We start from the raw sequence: 19607 nt of genomic DNA on the forward strand, positions 1-19607 counted from the left end.
CTCTACTCGCGGTCCTCGGCGGTGGAGCGCCGCCGCATCGCCGCGAAGACGCCGAGCCCGGCGAGGACCACGACACCTCCGACGATCCCGAGCACGACCCCCGTCGACGACGCGGTGTCCGACGAGCCGCTCGACTGCGCCGGGACCGCCGACCACCAGCTCCAGTAGCCGTCCTGGCCGTAGATGTTCCCCGCCTTCGCCGGCATGGTCGTGATGGACTTGATCTGGTCCGTCCGGTAGGCCTCGACCGCGTTCGGATACGCCATGACGTTCATGTACCCGAGGTCGTACAGCCGCGACTCCATCTGCTTGACGATGTCCGCCCGTTTGGCGGGGTCGTACTCGGCGAGCTGCTGGGCGTAGAGCTCGTCGTACTTCTTGTCGCAGATGAAGTTGTCGGTCGCGCCCGTGTCCTTCGGGGTCGCCGGGAGCGCCCCGCAGGTGTGGATGGACAGCACGAAGTCCGGGTCCGGGTTGACCGACCAGCCGTCGAAGGCCAGGTCGTACTTGCCGGCGAGCCAGGGGTCGGTCACGTTGTCCAGGCAGTTGAGCTGGACGCCGATGCCGAGCTTGCCCCACCACTCCTGGAGGTACTTGCCGACCGCCTTGTCGTTGGGGTCGGTGGCGTGGCACAGGACGCGGTAGCTGATGGGCTTGCCGTCCTTGCCGACGCGCTTGCCGTCGCCGTTCTTCTCGTACCCCGCCTGGTCGAGCATCCGGGCCGCCTCGGCCGGGTCGTACGTCAGCTTCTGGCTGCCGGACGGCTTCCAGAAGTACTGCGAGAAGCGTGGCGGGATGTAGCCCTCGCCCTCGACGGCGTGCCCCTGGAACACCTTGTCGATGATGGCCTTGCGGTCGACGGCCTTGAACAGCGCGTTCCGCACCCGCTGGTCCAGCAGGGACGGGTGGCCGTCGCCGAACTTCTCGCCGTTCTTCGCCTTCGCGCCCGGGTTGGTGGCGAGGGCGTAGAAACGGCGGCCGGGGGCGTCGTTGACCTTGATGTTCTCCGCGCCCTCCAGGGACGCGGCCTGAGCGGGTGTCAGGGACGGCGAACCGGCGACGAACGACACCTCGCCCTTGCGCAGCGCCGACACCGCCGCGTCCTGGTCCTTGTAGTAGCGGAAGACCAGCTCGTCGAACTTCGGCGACCCGCGCCAGAAGCTCTTGTTGGCCTTGAGCCGGACGTAGCTGTCGGCCTTGTACCCGGTCAGCACGAACGGTCCGTTGCCCACCACCGGGAAGCTCTTGTCGTTGTTGAACTCGGAGAAGTCCGAGACCTTCTCCCACACGTGCTTCGGCACGATCGGCACATCGAGCGCGGTCATCGTGGCCTGCGGCTTCTTCAGCTCGATGACCAGCTTGGTGGGGCTCGGGGCCGTCACCTTCTTGAAGTTCCCGACGTAGCTGCCGTTCGCCGTGGCCGCGCCGGAGTCGGTCATCATCTTGTTGAACGTCCACGCCGCGTCCTCGGCGGTGGCCTGCTTGCCGTCCGACCACTTGGAGTTGGAGCGGATCGTGTACGTCCAGGTCAGCTTGTCCGGCGACGGCTCCCACTTGGTGGCCAGGCCCGGGATGGCGTGGTTGTCCTTGGGGTCGTAGTTCGTCAGGTACTCGTACATGAGCCGGTGAATGCTCGTACTGAGCAGCCGGACCGCCAGGAACGGGCTGAGCGAGTCCACGCTCTGCGCCACCGCGACGGTCAGCACCTTCTTGCCGTCGTCGGCCGCCCGGGCCTGCCGGGGCGCCGGGTCGAGCGGGGTCGCGAGACCGGCGGTGAGGGTGAGCGCGGCCGCTCCGGCCACGGCGACGAGCCTGAGGCCGCGCGGGAGGCTGCGTGTCTGATCTTTCGTGCCCATGTCGGACCTCGCGTCATCGCTCGGACGGGAAGGACGGGTTGACCAGGTGTCAGATGGATGATGAGTGTGTCTATCAGCGGCCATCTCTGCGCGTCAACGGCACATTCACCCCATGTGGCCTGCGGAAATAACGAATTGGCGAGCTTTTCGTGCCCATTGGTCGAGACCACTGACGCCCTCCTGGCCAGGGCCTGGCAACGGATTTCGCCCCGGAACGCGCCGCGGCCCGCGCCGAGCGGGAACGGCGCGGGCCACGAAGGGGATCGGCCCCTCGAAAGGGGCCGATCGGGTGAGGCGATTACTGCGACGGAGGCGGAGGCTGAGGCGGCGGGGTCTGCCCGTCGGGCTGCGCCGGGTAACCCGGCTGACCGGGCTGCGGGTAGCCGTAACCGGGCTGACCGGGCTGACCCGACTGCGGGTAACCGTAGCCCGGCTGCGGGGGCGCCGGGGGCTGGCCGGGCTGGGGGTACGGCTGCCCGGGCTGCGGGTAGGGCGGCTGGCCCGCGGCCTGCGGGTACGGCTGCTGTCCTGGCTGGGCAGGGGGCTGGCCCGGCTGGGGGTACGGCTGGCCGGGCTGGGCGTACGGCTGCCCGGGATGCGGTTGCGGCTGTCCGGGCTGCGGCTGCTGGGGGTACGGGCCCGGCTGCCCTGGGGCCTGCTGGCCGGGAACCGGCTGCCCGGGGCCCGGCTGCTGTCCGGGATACGGAGGCTGGGGCTGGCCCGGTACCGGCTGGCCGGGCAGCGGCGGGGCGGCCACCGGCGGCGGGTTGCCGTCGGAGGTCCACAGCCCGTGCGCCTGCTGATGGCGGGTGAAGTCCTCGGCGACCATGGCCGCGAGGTTGAAGTACGCCTCCCGCACCTTCGGCCGCATCATGTCGAGGTCGACCTCGGCACCGGCGGCGAGATGCTCGTCGAACGGCACGACGATGACGCCCCGGCAGCGCGTCTCGAAGTGCGACACGATGTCCTCGACCTTGATCATCTTGCCGGTCTCGCGCACCCCGGAGATGACGGTGATGGACCGGGCGACGAGGTCGGCGTAGCCGTGCGCCGACAGCCAGTCCAGCGTCGTGCTGGCGCTGCTCGCACCGTCCACCGACGGCGTCGAGATGATGATGAGCTGGTCGGCGAGGTCCAGCACACCGCGCATGGCGCTGTAGAGCAGACCGGTACCGGAGTCGGTGAGGATGACCGGGTACTGCTTGCCCAGCACGTCGATCGCGCGCCGGTAGTCCTCGTCGTTGAAGGTCGTCGACACGGCCGGGTCGACGTCGTTGGCGATGATCTCCAGTCCGGACGGCGCCTGGGACGTGAACCGCCGGATGTCCATGTACGAGTTGAGGTACGGGATCGCCTGGACGAGGTCTCGGATGGTGGCCCCGGTCTCACGCCGCACGCGACGCCCGAGGGTGCCCGCGTCCGGGTTGGCGTCGATCGCGAGGATCTTGTCCTGCCGCTCGGTGGCGAGCGTGGAACCGAGCGCGGTGGTCGTGGTCGTCTTGCCGACACCGCCCTTGAGGCTGATCACGGCGATCCGGTAGCAGGAGAGCACGGGCGTGCGGATCAGCTCCAGCTTCCGCTGCCGCTCGGCCTCCTCCTTCTTCCCACCGATCTTGAACCGACCACCGCCGGCCACCGGACGGCTGCTCTTCGCCTTCTGCTTCTTGCTGTTGAGCAGCCGGTCCGACGACAGCTCCACGGCAGCGGTGTAACCGAGCGGCGCGGCCCCCGGGTTGGTCGGCTGCCGCTGGTCGTGCTGCATGGGCTGCGGCCAGGCGGCCCCGGTCCGCGGGTCCACGGGCTGCGGAGGCTGCCCCTGTCCGTCGGGCTGCGGCTGGGCCTGGGTCTGCGGGGGCACGCCGGGGTGGGGCTGTTGGGCGGCTGGGGCCGGAGCGCCGGGGTGGGGGAAGCCGTAGCCGTCCTGGGGGTTGGGTGCGCCCGGGGCGGGCGCGCCGGGGTGCGGGAAGCCGTAGCCGTCCTGCGCGTTGGGCGCGGGGGCGGGCGGGGTGTTGGGCTGTTGCGTCGGGGGTTGTTGTGCGGCCGGGGCGTGGGCGGGGGCGCCGGGGTGGGGGAAGCCGTAGCCGCCTTGCGCGTTGGGTGCGGCGGCTGACGGGTTGTCGGGCCCGGACTGCGGGAATCCGTAACCGCCCTGCGTGTTCGGGGCAGGGGCGGGCGGGGTGCTGGGCTGCTGGGCCGGCGGCTGCTGGGCGGCCGGGGCCGGGGCGCCGGGGTGGGGGAAGCCGTAGCCGCCCTGGGCATCGGGTGCGGCCGGGGCCGTAGCTCCCGGGTGCGGGAAGCCGTAGGCGCCGGGCTGCGGTGCGGGCTGGGCGGGCGGCTGGTTCGGCGGGGCCGGCGGGTTCCAGGCGGCGGGCGCGGGCTGCGGCGCCTGCGGCTGGAATGGCGGCTGCTGGGCCGGCGCCGACGGCTGGGGCGGCACCGGCGGCTGACCCTGCGCGGCCGACGGCTGCGGCTGCGCGGGCGCGTTCGGGTCCGTGGGCTGTGCCTGCGGCTGGGGCTGCTGCTGCGGCTGCGCGGGCCACTGGCTGGCCGGCGCCGGGGCGGCCGGCTGATACGACGGCGGCAGCGGCGGCATGGCCTGCGGGGCCGGGGGAGTCCAGGCGGGCTGGGCGTCGGACGCGCCCGGCACGGCGGCGTCCTGCGGAACGCTGTCCTCGGGAGCGGCGTCGGCAGGCACGGCGTCGGCGGGCTCGGAGCCCACGGGCTGGGCGTCGGCGGGAGAGGCGTCGGCAGGCTTTGCGTCGGCCGGCTCGGGGGCAGCCGGGACCTCGTCCGCAGGCACTGCGGGCACGGCGTCGGCCGGGCCCTCACCGACAGTCACCGCATCCGCCGGGATCGCGTCCGAGGGCACTGAATCTGCCGGGTCCTCATCCGCCGGCACCGCATCCGCCGGCACGGAGTCCTCAGGCTCGGCATCCTGCGGCACGGCCTCGTCCGTCTCCGCCTGCGGAGCCGCGTGCTCGGGAGCTTCCTCCTCCGGCGCGGTCACCGAGGGTTCCACGCCCTCGCTGTCGGCATCGTCGGAAGCAGGACCGTCCGCACCGGACACGCCAGCCGTATCCACGGCCACCGCCGCGTCGGAGGAGACGTCCTCGTCCCTGTTCTCGTCGGCGCCGGTGTCGGCGCTGGTGTCGGCGTCGGTGGGAGCCCCCTCGACGTCACCGCCGGATTCCTCGCCCGGCTCGGCCCCGTCACCCGGACCGGAAGCGGCCGCGCTGTCCTCGTCCCTGCTCTCTTCTTCGTCCTGGTCCTCGTCGGGCGCATCCAGCCGCGCCTCGGCCTCGGCGGCACGCTCCGCGATCTCCCGCTTCAGGGCGCCGGCGGAGAACCGCATCGTGGCACCGCTGTCCAGATCACCGTTCTCCGGCTCCGCGTCATCGGAAGCCGGAGTGGCCGGAGCCTGGGGCGTGGCCGGAGCAGCCGGAGCCTCCGCCGGAGCGGCCGGCGCCCACTGCGCCTGATACCCACCGACGGGGATGTTCGGCACAGCCGTAGGAGAGGCCGGATCCGCCGCAGGCGCCTCGCTCCGCTCCTGCGGCTGCGACCCCGATGACTGCGCTCCCTGCGACTGCGACCCCTGCGGCTCGAATCCCACCGGAAGCCTGGGCACGGCAGTCGGCCCTCCGGCATACGGCCCCCCGGCAGCAGGCGCGGGCGGCGTGAACGGCGTACCCGGTCCGGGCGCGGGAGGCGCGGGAGGCGTGAACGGAGCGCCCGGAGCAGGCGGCGGCGCGGGCGGTGTGAAAGGCGCCCCTGGAGCCGGAGAAGGAGCCGGTGCCGGAGAGGAGCCGGAAGCGTGCCCCTGCCCCTGCCTCGGAATGGACGACGCCCCACCGGAAGGATTGGCATGCGGCGGCGGAGTGAGCCCCGGCAGCGGCGGAACCGGCCCACTCGGCGCACCGGAACCCTGCGTCCCGGAACCCTGAGGCCCGGAACGCCCCTGCGGACGGGACCCCCCGGGCGCCCCGGAAGCACTGGAGTCCTCGGACGCACCCGCCCCCTGCCCCGAGCTCGAACTCCCCGAGGCGTTCTGCGTGTACCAGGCCGGCGGCGCGTAGTCGATGGTGAACTCGCCCGTCACCTCTGCCGCGGACTCCGCGTCGGGCTGGTCATCGCCGGGTGTCGCCCAGCCCCCGCGGTTCCCGTCCCGATCGCTGCTCACAGTGTTCCTCCTGGTGTGGTCGAGCACCCTCATGCCGTGCTGGGGCGACCCTTGCTTGTCGTCCGACGTCGTACGAAGTCGTTCTGAGGCATAACAGGGGTCGTCCGAGGTCGTCCGAATCCAGGCTCCCCCGCTCTCCCCCTGGGACGCCCACGCCTACTCACGGGTTCTGACGTCGCGCCCTGTCCCAGCCTAATCACCACAAGCCCCACCTCGGCAGGCCCGTCCACCCCCGAGCACCTGTCCACCTCGTCACAACCCGCTCAGAAGCTGCCCGGAAGTGACGTACACAGCACACACTTTGGTGAACAAACAGGGCGATTAGCGTGAAGAACCGCGAACCACCTTGCCGCGAAGGTGCCTTGAAACGACGAGGGGCGGCCGATCGCCGGCCGTCCCTCGTCGCGCTCCGCGGAAACCACCGCGACTACTGCCCGGCCTCCGCCTGCAGCCCCCCGTTGTGCGGCCCCGGCTCCAGATCGAACTCCCCGTCCCGCGCTCCCAGCACGAACGCCCGCCACTCCGCCTCGGTGTAGCGCAGCACCGTGTCCGGGTCGAGCGAGGACCGCATCGCCACCGCCCCCTCGGGCAGGTACGCGATCTCGACCCGCTCCTCGTGCTCCTCGGTGCCCGGCGCGCAGTGCCACTCGACACCGGAGATGTCGAGGGCGTAGAGCTCGTCCCGCTCCCGCTCCTTGCGTGCCTTGATCTCCTCAGCCGTCTCCGCCATGCCGTAGCGACCCCTTCCCGACGTACCGGTTCCGAACGTCCGGATCCCGACGTACAACGACGACGTACAACGACGACGTACAACGACGGCGTAAACGACGACGTACGAACGATCCGAACCTGCTCACCCTAGTGGCCCAGCCCGCCCCGTCCGGCAGGTTCGGGGACCAGCGCAAAGACGCCCCCGACCGCCTGGTACCCTGGTCGACGGCCGTTTGTGTACGCACCCCCGGAGCTCACCGCCCTGGAGGCCGCGCCCAGCGGATCCCCGCCTTCCGAGTCACGGAAGCTCCCCCGAGAAGCAGACCGGGGGCACTCGGTGGCCAGTCACAGACTATGAGGAGTACGCGTGTCGCTCGACGCCGCTACGAAGAAGCAGATCATGTCCGAGTTCGGTACCAAGGAGGGCGACACCGGCTCCCCCGAGGTCCAGGTCGCTCTGCTGTCGCGTCGGATCTCCGACCTGACCGAGCACCTCAAGACCCACAAGCACGACCACCACTCCCGTCGTGGTCTGCTGATCCTGGTCGGTCAGCGCCGCCGGCTGCTGCAGTACCTCGCCAAGAAGGACATCCAGCGCTTCCGTGCGCTGGTCGACCGCCTCGGCATCCGCCGCGGTGCGGCGGGCGCCAAGTAAGACGCCGTGAAGGGAGCGGTTCCCGGCAGAAAGGGGACCGCTCCCTTTGCTGTACGTGCGGAGTGTCACCGCAGCTTTGTACTGTGGTAGCACAACGCAATACGGACGACACAGCAAAACAAGAAGAGGAGAAGCGCGCCTAGCCGCCGCCGGTCCTCGGTAGTGGCCCCCGGGGGGAAGCCCCGGGTGCTTCGATCGAAGACCGGCCCGCACCGCACGGAGCGCTTCTCCGCCACCGTCCCCCTGCCACACGGGCAGCGTGGGACGAAAGACGACAAAGTAACGGAGAACATGCTAGTGGAGAACGAGACCCACTACGCCGAGGCTGTCATCGACAACGGCCCCTTCGGCACCCGCACCATCCGCTTCGAGACGGGCCGCCTGGCCAAGCAGGCCGCCGGCTCCGCCGTGGCGTACCTGGACGACGACACCATGGTGCTGTCGGCCACCACCGCCTCCAAGAACCCCAAGGACCAGCTCGACTTCTTCCCGCTCACGGTGGACGTCGAGGAACGGATGTACGCCGCCGGCAAGATCCCCGGCAGCTTCTTCCGCCGTGAGGGCCGGCCGTCCGAGGACGCGATCCTCACCTGCCGGCTGATCGACCGCCCGCTGCGCCCGTCCTTCAAGAAGGGCCTGCGCAACGAGATCCAGGTCGTCGCCACGATCATGGCGCTCAACCCCGACCACCTGTACGACGTCGTCGCGATCAACGCGGCCTCCGCGTCCACGCAGCTGGCCGGTCTGCCCTTCTCCGGCCCGATCGGCGGCGTCCGCGTCGCGCTGATCCGCGGTCAGTGGGTGGCCTTCCCGACGCACACCGAGCTCGAGGACGCCGTCTTCGACATGGTCGTCGCGGGCCGCGTCCTGGAGGACGGCGACGTCGCGATCATGATGGTCGAGGCCGAGGCCACCGAGAAGACCATCAAGCTCGTCGAGGGCGGCGCCGAGGCGCCCACCGAGGAGGTCGTCGCGGCCGGTCTGGACGCCGCGAAGCCCTTCATCAAGGTCCTGTGCAAGGCCCAGTCGGACCTCGCCTCCAAGGCGGCCAAGCCGACCGGCGAGTTCCCGATCTTCCTGGACCACCAGGACGACGTCCTGGAGGCGCTCACCGCCGCCGTCAAGCCGGAGCTCGCCCAGGCGCTCACCATCGCCGGCAAGCAGGAGCGCGAGGCCGAGCTGGACCGCGTCAAGCAGCTCGCCGCCGAGAAGCTCCTGCCGGAGTTCGAGGGCCGCGAGAAGGAGATCTCCGCCGCGTACCGCTCGCTGACCAAGACCCTGGTCCGGGAGCGCGTCATCAAGGAGAAGAAGCGCATCGACGGCCGCGGTGTCACCGACATCCGCACCCTGGCCGCCGAGGTCGAGGCCATCCCGCGGGTCCACGGCTCCGCGGTGTTCGAGCGCGGCGAGACCCAGATCCTGGGCGTCACGACGCTGAACATGCTCCGCATGGAGCAGCAGCTGGACACGCTCTCGCCGGTGACCCGCAAGCGCTACATGCACAACTACAACTTCCCGCCGTACTCCACCGGCGAGACCGGCCGAGTCGGCTCCCCGAAGCGCCGCGAGATCGGCCACGGCGCCCTCGCCGAGCGTGCCCTGATCCCGGTCCTGCCGGCGCGCGAGGAGTTCCCCTACGCGATCCGCCAGGTGTCCGAGGCGCTGAGCTCCAACGGCTCGACGTCCATGGGCTCGGTCTGCGCCTCCACCATGTCGCTGCTGAACGCCGGTGTGCCGCTGAAGGCCCCCGTCGCCGGTATCGCCATGGGCCTGATCTCCCAGGAGATCGAGGGCGAGACGCACTACGTCACCCTCACCGACATCCTCGGTGCGGAGGACGCCTTCGGTGACATGGACTTCAAGGTCGCCGGCACCAAGGACTTCGTGACCGCCCTCCAGCTCGACACCAAGCTGGACGGCATCCCGGCCTCCGTCCTGGCCGCCGCCCTGAAGCAGGCCCGTGACGCCCGCCTCCACATCCTCGACGTGATGATGGAAGCGATCGACACCCCGGACGAGATGTCCCCGAACGCACCGCGGATCATCACCGTGAAGATCCCGGTCGACAAGATCGGCGAGGTCATCGGCCCCAAGGGCAAGATGATCAACCAGATCCAGGAGGACACGGGCGCCGAGATCACGATCGAGGACGACGGCACGATCTACATCGGTGCCGCCGACGGCCCCTCCGCCGAGGCCGCCCGCGCCACGATCAACGGCATCGCCAACCCAACGATGCCCGAGGTCGGCGAGCGCTACCTCGGTACGGTCGTCAAGACGACCACCTTCGGTGCGTTCGTCTCCCTGCTGCCCGGCAAGGACGGTCTGCTGCACATCTCGCAGATCCGCAAGCTCGCCGGCGGCAAGCGCGTGGAGAACGTCGAGGACGTTCTCGGTGTGGGCGCCAAGGTCCAGGTCGAGATCGCCGAGATCGACTCCCGCGGCAAGCTCTCCCTGATCCCGGTCATCGAGGGCGAAGAGAACGATGAGACGAAGGACGACACCGACAAGTGACGTCGAGTAGCTCCCAGGCGACGGCCCGCACCTCCTCCGAGGCGCGGGCCGTCGCCCGTACCCAAACCCTGATCAAGGGCACCAACGGCATCGGAACGGTCCGCAAGACCACCCTCCCCGGCGGCCTGCGCATCGTCACCGAAACCCTGCCCTCGGTCCGCTCCGCGACCTTCGGCATCTGGGCGCACGTCGGCTCCCGCGACGAGACCCCGGCCCTGAACGGCGCCACGCACTACCTGGAGCACCTGCTCTTCAAGGGCACGACGCGCAGGTCCGCCCTCGACATCTCCTCCGCGATCGACGCGGTCGGCGGCGAGATGAACGCGTTCACGGCGAAGGAGTACACGTGCTACTACGCGCGCGTGCTCGACACCGACCTGCCTCTCGCCATCGACGTCGTCAGCGACATGCTGACCGGCTCACTCATCCTCGAAGAGGACGTCGACGTCGAGCGGGGCGCCATCCTCGAAGAGATCGCCATGACCGAGGACGACCCGGGCGACTGCGTGCACGACCTGTTCGCGCACACGATGTTCGGCGACAACCCCCTCGGCCGCCCGGTCCTCGGCACGGTCGACACGGTCAACGCCCTCACCGCCGACCGCATCCGCCGCTTCTACAAGAAGCACTACGACCCGACCCACCTCGTGGTCGCGTGCGCCGGCAACATCGACCACGCCAAGGTCGTACGGCAGGTCCGCGCCGCCTTCGAGAAGGCCGGCGCCTTCAAGGACGTCGTCGCGGAGCCCGTCGCCCCGCGCAGCGGCCGGCGCGACCTGCGCACCGCCGGCCGGGTCGAGCTGATCGACCGCAAGACCGAGCAGGCCCATGTCGTGCTCGGCATGCCGGGCCTGTCCCGCACGGACGAGCGCCGCTGGGCCCTGGGCGTGCTGAACACCGCGCTCGGCGGCGGCATGTCGTCCCGCCTCTTCCAGGAGGTCCGCGAGAAGCGCGGCCTGGCCTACAGCGTGTACTCGTACACCTCGGGCTTCGCCGACTGCGGCCTGTTCGGTGTGTACGCCGGGTGCAGGCCGTCGCAGGTGCACGACGTGCTGAAGATCTGCCGCGACGAACTCGACCAGGTCGCCGAGCACGGCCTCTCGGACGACGAGATAGGGCGTGCGATCGGCCAGCTCCAGGGCTCCACGGTCCTCGGCCTGGAGGACACCGGCGCGCTGATGAACCGTATCGGCAAGAGCGAGCTGTGCTGGGGCGAGCAGATGTCCGTCGACGACATGCTGTCGCGGATAGCCTCGGTCACCCCGGACGACGTCCGCTCGGTCGCCCGCGAGATCCTGGGACGGCGGCCGTCCCTGTCGGTCATCGGCCCGCTGAAGGACAAACAGGCGGCCCGCCTGCACGACGCCGTCGCCTGACAATCCCCTGGTTAAGGAAGCACAAGAGATGAGCAAGCTGCGCGTGGCGGTCCTCGGCGCCAAGGGCCGGATCGGCTCGGAAGCGGTACGAGCCGTCGAAGCCGCCGAGGACATGGAACTGGTCGCCGCGCTGAGCCGCGGCGACAAGCTGGAGACGCTGGCCGAGACCGGCGCCCAGGTCGCGGTCGAGCTGACCACGCCCGACTCGGTCATGGCCAACCTCGACTACTGCGTACGCCACGGCATCCACGCGGTCGTCGGCACCACCGGCTGGACCGACGAGCGCCTCGCGCAGCTGAAGGGCTGGCTGGAGCAGTCCCCGGAGACCGGCGTGCTCATCGCGCCCAACTTCTCCATCGGGGCCGTCCTGACCATGAAGTTCGCGCAGATCGCCGCCCCGTACTTCGAGTCCGTCGAGGTCGTCGAGCTGCACCACCCCAACAAGGTGGACGCCCCCTCCGGCACCGCCACGCGCACCGCCCAGCTCATCGCCGAGGCCCGCCGCAACGCCGGCTCCGCCCCGGCCCCGGACGCCACGGCCACCGCCCTGGACGGTGCCCGCGGCGCCGACGTCGACGGAGTGCCGGTCCACGCCGTCCGGCTGCGCGGCCTGCTCGCCCACCAGGAGGTCCTGCTCGGCGCCGAGGGCGAGACCCTCACGGTCCGGCACGACTCGCTCCACCACAGCAGCTTCATGCCGGGCATCCTGCTCGGCGCCCGCCGGGTGGGGAGCGTCCCGGGCCTGACCTTCGGCCTGGAACACTTCCTGGACCTGAGCTGAGCCCCTGACCGTCATGCGCGCGAAGCTCACCTACGCCCTCACGGCCGCCGTCCTGGTCGTCTATTTCCTCCTGGTCGGCAGCCGCGGCGTCCTGCTCATCGAGACCGGCACGCCCCTCACCGTCACCTTCGGCGTCGCGGTGCTGATCCTGCCGGTCATCGGCCTTTGGTTCCTGTGGAAGAACACCCAGTTCGTCCGCAGGGCCAACGCCCTCGCCGCCGAACTCGACGCCGAGGGCGGCCTGCCCGTCGACGAACTGAGGCGCACCCCCAGCGGGCGGATCGACCGGGACTCGGCCGACGAGGTCTTCGCCAAGCGCAAGGCGGAGACGGAGGCCGCCCCCGACGACTGGCGCACCTGGTTCCGCCTCGCCGTCGCCTACCACGACGCCCGCGACACCCCGCGCGCCCGCAAGGCGATGCAACGCGCGATCGCCCTGCACGACGGCAAGCAGCCCGAGACGGCCTGAACCGCACCCCGGTCATGCCGGAGGGGCCGGACCGCGAACGGTCCGGCCCCTCCGGCATGAGGATCCGGGGTTCCCGAGGGACGTCAGTGCGGGCGGTACTCGTCCGCCCACGCCTCCACCGAGTCCGCCGCCCGGTCGAAGGCCTCCACCCGGCCCAGGAAGTCCGCGTTGTGCGTGGTCAGCAGCGCCGGCTCACCGTCGGGCGACTGCCCCTGCCGGACGAGCAGCAGCGCCTGCCCCTGAACCGCCCGGGGCAGCCCCAGCCAGCGCACCGGCTGCTGCACCGTGCGCACGGCGGCGACCTGCTCCCAGGACGCCGTACGTGTCGTGAGGAACCCCACGTGCCGCAGCCCGCGCGCGCTCACCCACACGCCCATCCGCAGCAGCCGCAGGGCCCCGGCGATGACGAGCAGCGCGAGCCCGAAGACCACACCGGCCGAGGTCGGTTCGGCCGTCGCCGCGATGATGACCGCCGCGAACAGCACGAACGAGGCGAGCAGCAGCGCCAGCGCGGCCGCCCCCACCCGCCAGGGGCCGGGCCGGTACGGCCGCCGCCAGCGGTCACGGTCGTCGTAGGGCAGCGGAATGTCGTCCGTCGCCTCGAAAACGCGGTCGGCCGTCAGGAAGGGCAGGGGCACGGCTGGTCCTCACTCGATCCATACGTGGGCTGTGCCCGGTGAGGCTACCGATCTGTGTCCCCGGTCACCACTGGCGGGGGGCCGGATGGAGTCACCCCGGCCTGCGGCGGTTCAGTTCTTCTGCGACGCCTGTGACTGCTGGGGCTGCGAGCCGGGGTTGTCGCCCGTCGACAGCGCGGGCGTCCCGATGACCAGGGAACCCACGAGCCCCGCCACGATGGTCAGACCCAGCAGCCAGCGCCCGGCCATCTGGCCGACGGACAGCCGCTCACGCGGTGGGGGAGTGACATTACTGCGGAACCTGTCGGCCTCGGCAACGAAGGCAAACGGTACGGGTTCACGCCGACCGAACATCAGGGGTGCTTCTCCTTCGGGGGATGGAACGAATCACTCTCGTCCTTAAAGACGAACGAACTCCCTCAGTGGTGCCCTGTTTCACCAACTTCATTGCGGCACGCCACCGATCGCACTGATTTCGCCGGGCCGTAGAGTGGCGTCGCCACACGACGAGATGGGAAGGCCCTGCCAACCGTGACCGATACCCCCGCCGACGACCTCAAGCCCAGCTACCGCAGCGATGTGACCGTCGAGCTGGTCAAGCACACCGCGTCCGACGCGGACGTCCTGTTCGCCGCCCGCGTCTCGACCCTCGGCGAGCAGTCCCTGGACGAGCTGAACAAGGACCCCGAGCGCTCCAAGGGCCTGATCAACTACCTGATGCGGGACCGGCACGGCAGCCCCTTCGAGCACAACTCGATGACCTTCTTCATCAGCGCCCCGATCTTCGTCTTCCGCGAGTTCATGCGGCACCGCGTCGGCTGGTCGTACAACGAGGAGAGCGGCCGCTACCGGGAGCTCCAGCCGGTCTTCTACGTCCCCGACGAGTCCCGCAAGCTCGTCCAGGAGGGCCGCCCCGGCAAGTACGTCTTCGTCGAGGGCACCCAGGCCCAGCAGGAGCTGGTCGGCCGCGTGATGGAGGACTCCTACCGGCAGGCCTACGAGGCCTACCGGGAGATGCTCGCCGCCGGCGTCGCCCGCGAGGTCGCCCGCGCGGTCCTCCCGGTCGGCCTGTACTCCTCGATGTACGCCACCTGCAACGCCCGCTCGCTGATGCACTTCCTCGGCCTGCGCACCCAGCACGAGCTGGCCAAGGTCCCGTCCTTCCCGCAGCGCGAGATCGAGATGGTCGGCGAGAAGATGGAGGCCGAGTGGGCCCGGCTCATGCCGCTCACCTACGCCGCCTTCAACGCGAACGGACGCGTGGCGCCGTAACGCGCCCCGTTCCCCGGTCAGGTACAGATGTACGGTTCAGCCGCACGAAGTGTCCGTATTGCGGCATTTCGCGAAGTTCATCTAGCCTGATCAAACGGGTCCGGCACTGCTTGAACCCCCGAGCAGGCAGTGCCGGGCTCCATCTTTGTCACGACTTGTCGCCTCCCCCTAGGGCAGACCCGGTCCTGAGCAACGAGTAGTGTAACCCATGGCTCCGACCTCGACTCCGCAGACCCCCTTCGGGCGGGTCCTCACCGCCATGGTCACGCCCTTCAAGGCGGACGGCGCACTCGACCTCGACGGCGCGCAGCGGCTCGCCACCCACCTGGTGGACGCAGGCAACGACGGCCTGGTCATCAACGGCACCACGGGCGAGTCGCCGACCACCAGCGATGCGGAGAAAGCGGATCTCGTACGGGCGGTCCTTCAGGCCGTCGGCGACCGCGCCCACGTGGTGGCCGGAGTCGGCACGAACAACACCCACCACAGCATCGAACTCGCCCGCGCGGCGGAGCGCACCGGCGCACACGGCCTGCTCCTCGTGACCCCGTACTACAACAAGCCCCCGCAAGAGGGCCTCTACCGGCACTTCACGGCCGTCGCCGACGCCACCGAGCTGCCGGTCATGCTCTACGACATCCCCGGCCGCAGCGGTGTCCCGATCAACACGGAGACGCTCGTCCGCCTCGCCGAGCACCCCCGGATCGTCGCCAACAAGGACGCCAAGGGCGACCTGGGCCGGGCGAGCTGGGCCATCGCCCGCTCCGGCCTCGCCTGGTACTCGGGCGACGACATGCTGAACCTGCCCCTGCTCTCCGTCGGCGCGGTCGGCTTCGTCTCGGTCGTCGGCCACGTGGTCACCCCTGAGCTGTGCGCCCTGGTCGAGGCGTACACCTCGGGCGACGTCCAGAAGGCCACCGAGATCCACCAGAAGCTGCTCTCGGTCTACACGGGCATGTTCCGCACCCAGGGCGTGATGACGACCAAGGCGGCACTCGCCCTGAAGGGCCTGCCCGGCGGGCCCCTGCGCGCCCCCATGGTCGAGTGCGCGCCCGAGGAGATCGAGCAACTCAAGATCGATCTTGCCGCCGGCGGGGTACAGCTCTGACACCAGACTTCGCGCGGACCCCCGCGCACCTGCTTCACAACTGAATAAGCGGGCCACCGGTGCCCGCACCACTCCATACGACAACTGCTTCTGCACGAACGTCATGCGCGCCACGTGCCCTACCGGTACGTGGCGCGCGTGGTGAGGAGAGTCTTTTGAGTCATCCGCATCCCGAACTCAGCCCGCCCCCGCCGCTTCCCGAAGGCGGCCTGCGGGTCACCCCGCTCGGCGGTCTCGGCGAAATCGGCCGGAACATGACGGTCTTCGAGTACGGCGGCCGCCTGCTGATCGTCGACTGCGGAGTGCTCTTCCCCGAGGAGGAGCAGCCCGGAATCGACCTGATCCTGCCGGACTTCTCGTCCATCAGGGACCGCCTCGACGACATCGAGGGCATCGTCCTCACGCACGGCCACGAGGACCACATCGGCGGCGTCCCCTACCTCTTGCGCGAGAAGCCGGACATCCCGCTGATCGGCTCCAAGCTGACCCTCGCCCTCATCGAGGCCAAGCTCCAGGAGCACCGCATCCGCCCGTACACCCTCGAGGTGGCGGAAGGGCACCGCGAGCGCATCGGCCCCTTCGACTGCGAGTTCGTCGCGGTCAACCACTCCATCCCCGACGCGCTGGCCGTCGCCATCCGCACCCCCGCGGGCATGGTGGTCCACACCGGCGACTTCAAGATGGACCAGCTCCCGCTGGACAGCCGCCTCACGGACCTCCACGCATTCGCACGCCTGAGCGAGGAAGGCATCGACCTCCTGCTCTCGGACTCGACGAACGCCGAGGTCCCGGGCTTCGTCCCGCCCGAGCGGGAGATCTCCAACGTCCTGCGCCAGGTCTTCGCCGGCGCCCGCAAGCGCATCATCGTCGCGAGCTTCGCCAGCCACGTCCACCGCATCCAGCAGATCCTGGACGCGGCGCACGAGTACGGCCGCCGCGTCGCCTTCGTCGGGCGCTCGATGGTCCGCAACATGGGCATCGCGCGCGACCTGGGCTACCTGAAGGTCCCCCCGGGCCTGGTCGTGGACGTCAAGACGCTCGACGACCTCCCGGACAGCGAGGTGGTCCTCGTCTGCACGGGCTCCCAGGGCGAACCCATGGCGGCGCTGTCGAGGATGGCCAACAGGGACCACCAGATCCGCATCGTCCAGGGCGACACGGTGATCCTGGCGTCGTCCCTGATCCCCGGCAACGAGAACGCGGTCTACCGCGTGATCAACGGCCTGACCCGCTGGGGCGCCAACGTGGTCCACAAGGGCAACGCCAAGGTCCACGTCTCCGGCCACGCGTCCGCGGGCGAACTGCTGTACTTCTACAACATCTGCCGCCCGAAGAACCTGATGCCGGTGCACGGCGAATGGCGCCACCTGCGCGCCAACGCCGAGCTGGGCGCCCTGACCGGCGTCCCGCACGACCGCATCGTCATCGCCGAGGACGGCGTCGCCGTCGACCTCGTCGAGGGCAAGGCCAAGATCTCGGGCAAGGTCCAGGCGGGTTACGTCTACGTCGACGGCCTCTCGGTCGGCGACGTGGGAGAGCCGGCCCTCAAGGACCGCAAGATCCTCGGCGACGAGGGCATCATCTCGGTCTTCGTGGTCATGGACTCGTCCACCGGGAAGATCACCGGCGGCCCGCACATCCAGGCCCGCGGCTCCGGCATCGAGGACTCCGCCTTCGGCGACGTGATCCCCAGGGTCACGGAGGTACTCGAGCGCTCCGCCCAGGACGGAGTGGTCGAACCCCACCAGCTCCAGCAGCTCATTCGCCGCACGCTGGGCAAGTGGGTCTCGGACACCTACCGGCGCCGGCCGATGATCCTGCCTGTGGTCGTGGAGGTCTGACGGTCCGTCGGGTCTGAGCAGGCGCCAACTGGGAGCGGGGCTCCTCGATTTGCATCGAGGAGCCCCGCTCCAGTAGGTTTGCAACTCCTTCCGAAGGGGCACCCGGCCAACTCCAGCGCCGGGGGCCATGCTCCGGTGAGGGAGGGAAATCCGACTCAGAAACCTCTGATAAAGTCGGAACCGCCGGAAAGGGAAACGCGGAAGCGGGAACCTGGAAAGCACCGAGGAAATCGGGTCGAGAAAAGATCTGATAGAGTCGGAAACGCAAGACCGAAGGGAAGCGCCCGGAGGAAAGCCCGAGAGGGTGAGTACAAAGGAAGCGACCGTTCCTTGAGAACTCAACAGCGTGCCAAAAGTCAACGCCAGATATGTTGATACCCCGTCTCCAGCATCAGCTGGGACGAGGTTCCTTTGAAAAAACACAGCGAGGACGCTGTGTGCGAGAGGATCATTCCTCCTCTCGCACCGCTCTCGTGGTGTTGCACCGGATTACCGGTACACATTCACGGAGAGTTTGATCCTGGCTCAGGACGAACGCTGGCGGCGTGCTTAACACATGCAAGTCGAACGATGAACCACTTCGGTGGGGATTAGTGGCGAACGGGTGAGTAACACGTGGGCAATCTGCCCTGCACTCTGGGACAAGCCCTGGAAACGGGGTCTAATACCGGATACTGATCATCTTGGGCATCCAAGGTGTTCGAAAGCTCCGGCGGTGCAGGATGAGCCCGCGGCCTATCAGCTTGTTGGTGAGGTAATGGCTCACCAAGGCGACGACGGGTAGCCGGCCTGAGAGGGCGACCGGCCACACTGGGACTGAGACACGGCCCAGACTCCTACGGGAGGCAGCAGTGGGGAATATTGCACAATGGGCGAAAGCCTGATGCAGCGACGCCGCGTGAGGGATGACGGCCTTCGGGTTGTAAACCTCTTTCAGCAGGGAAGAAGCGAAAGTGACGGTACCTGCAGAAGAAGCGCCGGCTAACTACGTGCCAGCAGCCGCGGTAATACGTAGGGCGCGAGCGTTGTCCGGAATTATTGGGCGTAAAGAGCTCGTAGGCGGCTTGTCGCGTCGGTTGTGAAAGCCCGGGGCTTAACCCCGGGTCTGCAGTCGATACGGGCAGGCTAGAGTTCGGTAGGGGAGATCGGAATTCCTGGTGTAGCGGTGAAATGCGCAGATATCAGGAGGAACACCGGTGGCGAAGGCGGATCTCTGGGCCGATACTGACGCTGAGGAGCGAAAGCGTGGGGAGCGAACAGGATTAGATACCCTGGTAGTCCACGCCGTAAACGGTGGGCACTAGGTGTGGGCAACATTCCACGTTGTCCGTGCCGCAGCTAACGCATTAAGTGCCCCGCCTGGGGAGTACGGCCGCAAGGCTAAAACTCAAAGGAATTGACGGGGGCCCGCACAAGCGGCGGAGCATGTGGCTTAATTCGACGCAACGCGAAGAACCTTACCAAGGCTTGACATACACCGGAAAACCCTGGAGACAGGGTCCCCCTTGTGGTCGGTGTACAGGTGGTGCATGGCTGTCGTCAGCTCGTGTCGTGAGATGTTGGGTTAAGTCCCGCAACGAGCGCAACCCTTGTCCCGTGTTGCCAGCAGGCCCTTGTGGTGCTGGGGACTCACGGGAGACCGCCGGGGTCAACTCGGAGGAAGGTGGGGACGACGTCAAGTCATCATGCCCCTTATGTCTTGGGCTGCACACGTGCTACAATGGCCGGTACAATGAGCTGCGATACCGCGAGGTGGAGCGAATCTCAAAAAGCCGGTCTCAGTTCGGATTGGGGTCTGCAACTCGACCCCATGAAGTCGGAGTCGCTAGTAATCGCAGATCAGCATTGCTGCGGTGAATACGTTCCCGGGCCTTGTACACACCGCCCGTCACGTCACGAAAGTCGGTAACACCCGAAGCCGGTGGCCCAACCCCCTTGTGGGGAGGGAGCTGTCGAAGGTGGGACTGGCGATTGGGACGAAGTCGTAACAAGGTAGCCGTACCGGAAGGTGCGGCTGGATCACCTCCTTTCTAAGGAGCACTTCTTACCGATCCCTTCGGGGTGAGGTCAGAGGCCAGTACATCAGCGAGTGTCTGATGCTGGTTGCTCATGGGTGGAACGTTGACTACTCGGCCAGGACCTCGGGTCGGAGGCTGCTAGTACTGCTCGTAAGAGCGTGGAACGCATGATCTCCGGACGGGATTTG

13 protein-coding genes and 1 rRNA gene are annotated in these 19607 nt (G+C 69.0%); 9 read left to right on the top strand and 5 right to left on the bottom strand.

The features are described 5' to 3' along the window. Positions 1-2: 2 nt before the first annotated feature. The 3 genes from PV963_RS33485 to PV963_RS33495 all read right to left on the bottom strand — a co-directional run bounded on the left by PV963_RS33485 (position 3) and on the right by PV963_RS33495 (position 6766). A complete protein-coding gene (locus tag PV963_RS33485; protein ID WP_274820179.1) occupies positions 3-1856 on the bottom strand; it encodes an ABC transporter substrate-binding protein in 1854 nt (617 codons plus the stop codon). 298 nt (positions 1857-2154) lie between these two features. Beyond that, positions 2155-6036, bottom strand: coding sequence for an SCO5717 family growth-regulating ATPase (locus PV963_RS33490; RefSeq protein WP_274820181.1), 3882 nt, complete (start codon positions 6034-6036; stop codon positions 2155-2157). 427 nt (positions 6037-6463) lie between these two features. Continuing rightward, entirely contained in the window at positions 6464-6766 is a 303-nt protein-coding gene (locus PV963_RS33495) for a DUF397 domain-containing protein (RefSeq protein WP_274820183.1), read from the bottom strand. A gap of 348 nt (positions 6767-7114) precedes the next feature. Here PV963_RS33495 and rpsO point away from each other — a divergent pair, with 348 nt between their 5' ends. From rpsO to PV963_RS33520, 5 genes are all read left to right on the top strand, one after another. Beyond that, on the top strand, positions 7115-7402 hold the full coding sequence (rpsO, locus tag PV963_RS33500; protein WP_010042739.1) for a 30S ribosomal protein S15: 288 nt from the start codon (positions 7115-7117) through the stop codon (positions 7400-7402). A 297-nt stretch (positions 7403-7699) separates the two neighbouring features. Next, positions 7700-9916, top strand: a complete 2217-nt coding sequence (locus PV963_RS33505) for a polyribonucleotide nucleotidyltransferase (protein ID WP_274820187.1) — start codon at positions 7700-7702, stop codon at positions 9914-9916. Further along, complete coding sequence (locus tag PV963_RS33510) at positions 9913-11292, top strand: M16 family metallopeptidase (protein WP_274820189.1); 1380 nt, start codon at positions 9913-9915, stop codon at positions 11290-11292. The genes PV963_RS33505 and PV963_RS33510 overlap by 4 nt, the downstream gene beginning before the upstream one ends. 28 nt (positions 11293-11320) lie before the next feature. Continuing rightward, positions 11321-12073 (top strand): 4-hydroxy-tetrahydrodipicolinate reductase, encoded by a 753-nt coding sequence (gene dapB, locus PV963_RS33515; protein WP_274820191.1) that lies wholly within the window; start codon positions 11321-11323, stop codon positions 12071-12073. Between the two features lie 13 nt (positions 12074-12086). Continuing rightward, positions 12087-12542 (top strand): hypothetical protein, encoded by a 456-nt coding sequence (locus PV963_RS33520; RefSeq protein WP_274820193.1) that lies wholly within the window; start codon positions 12087-12089, stop codon positions 12540-12542. Positions 12543-12625: 83 nt separating this feature from the next. Here the strand turns inward: PV963_RS33520 and PV963_RS33525 are convergent, their stop codons facing one another. Continuing rightward, on the bottom strand, positions 12626-13180 hold the full coding sequence (locus PV963_RS33525) for a hypothetical protein (RefSeq protein ID WP_274820195.1): 555 nt from the start codon (positions 13178-13180) through the stop codon (positions 12626-12628). 111 nt (positions 13181-13291) lie between these two features. Continuing rightward, the gene (locus PV963_RS33530; protein WP_274820197.1) at positions 13292-13534 is read right to left on the bottom strand and encodes a hypothetical protein; all 243 of its coding nucleotides are present in this window, start codon (positions 13532-13534) and stop codon (positions 13292-13294) included. 177 nt (positions 13535-13711) lie between these two features. Between PV963_RS33530 and thyX the strand changes: the two genes are divergently transcribed. The 4 genes from thyX (at position 13712) to PV963_RS33550 (ending at position 19431) form a co-directional block, all read left to right on the top strand. Next, complete coding sequence (gene thyX, locus PV963_RS33535; RefSeq protein ID WP_274820198.1) at positions 13712-14452, top strand: FAD-dependent thymidylate synthase; 741 nt, start codon at positions 13712-13714, stop codon at positions 14450-14452. Positions 14453-14660: 208 nt separating this feature from the next. Next, on the top strand, positions 14661-15560 hold the full coding sequence (gene dapA / locus PV963_RS33540; RefSeq protein ID WP_274820200.1) for a 4-hydroxy-tetrahydrodipicolinate synthase: 900 nt from the start codon (positions 14661-14663) through the stop codon (positions 15558-15560). Between the two features lie 155 nt (positions 15561-15715). Further along, a complete protein-coding gene (locus tag PV963_RS33545) occupies positions 15716-17401 on the top strand; it encodes a ribonuclease J (RefSeq protein WP_274820202.1) in 1686 nt (561 codons plus the stop codon). A gap of 502 nt (positions 17402-17903) precedes the next feature. After that, positions 17904-19431, top strand: a 16S ribosomal RNA gene (locus PV963_RS33550). Positions 19432-19607: the final 176 nt, after the last annotated feature.

Origin of the sequence: Streptomyces coeruleorubidus (genome assembly GCF_028885415.1) — a bacterium.
Taxonomy (GTDB): domain Bacteria; phylum Actinomycetota; class Actinomycetes; order Streptomycetales; family Streptomycetaceae; genus Streptomyces; species Streptomyces coeruleorubidus_A.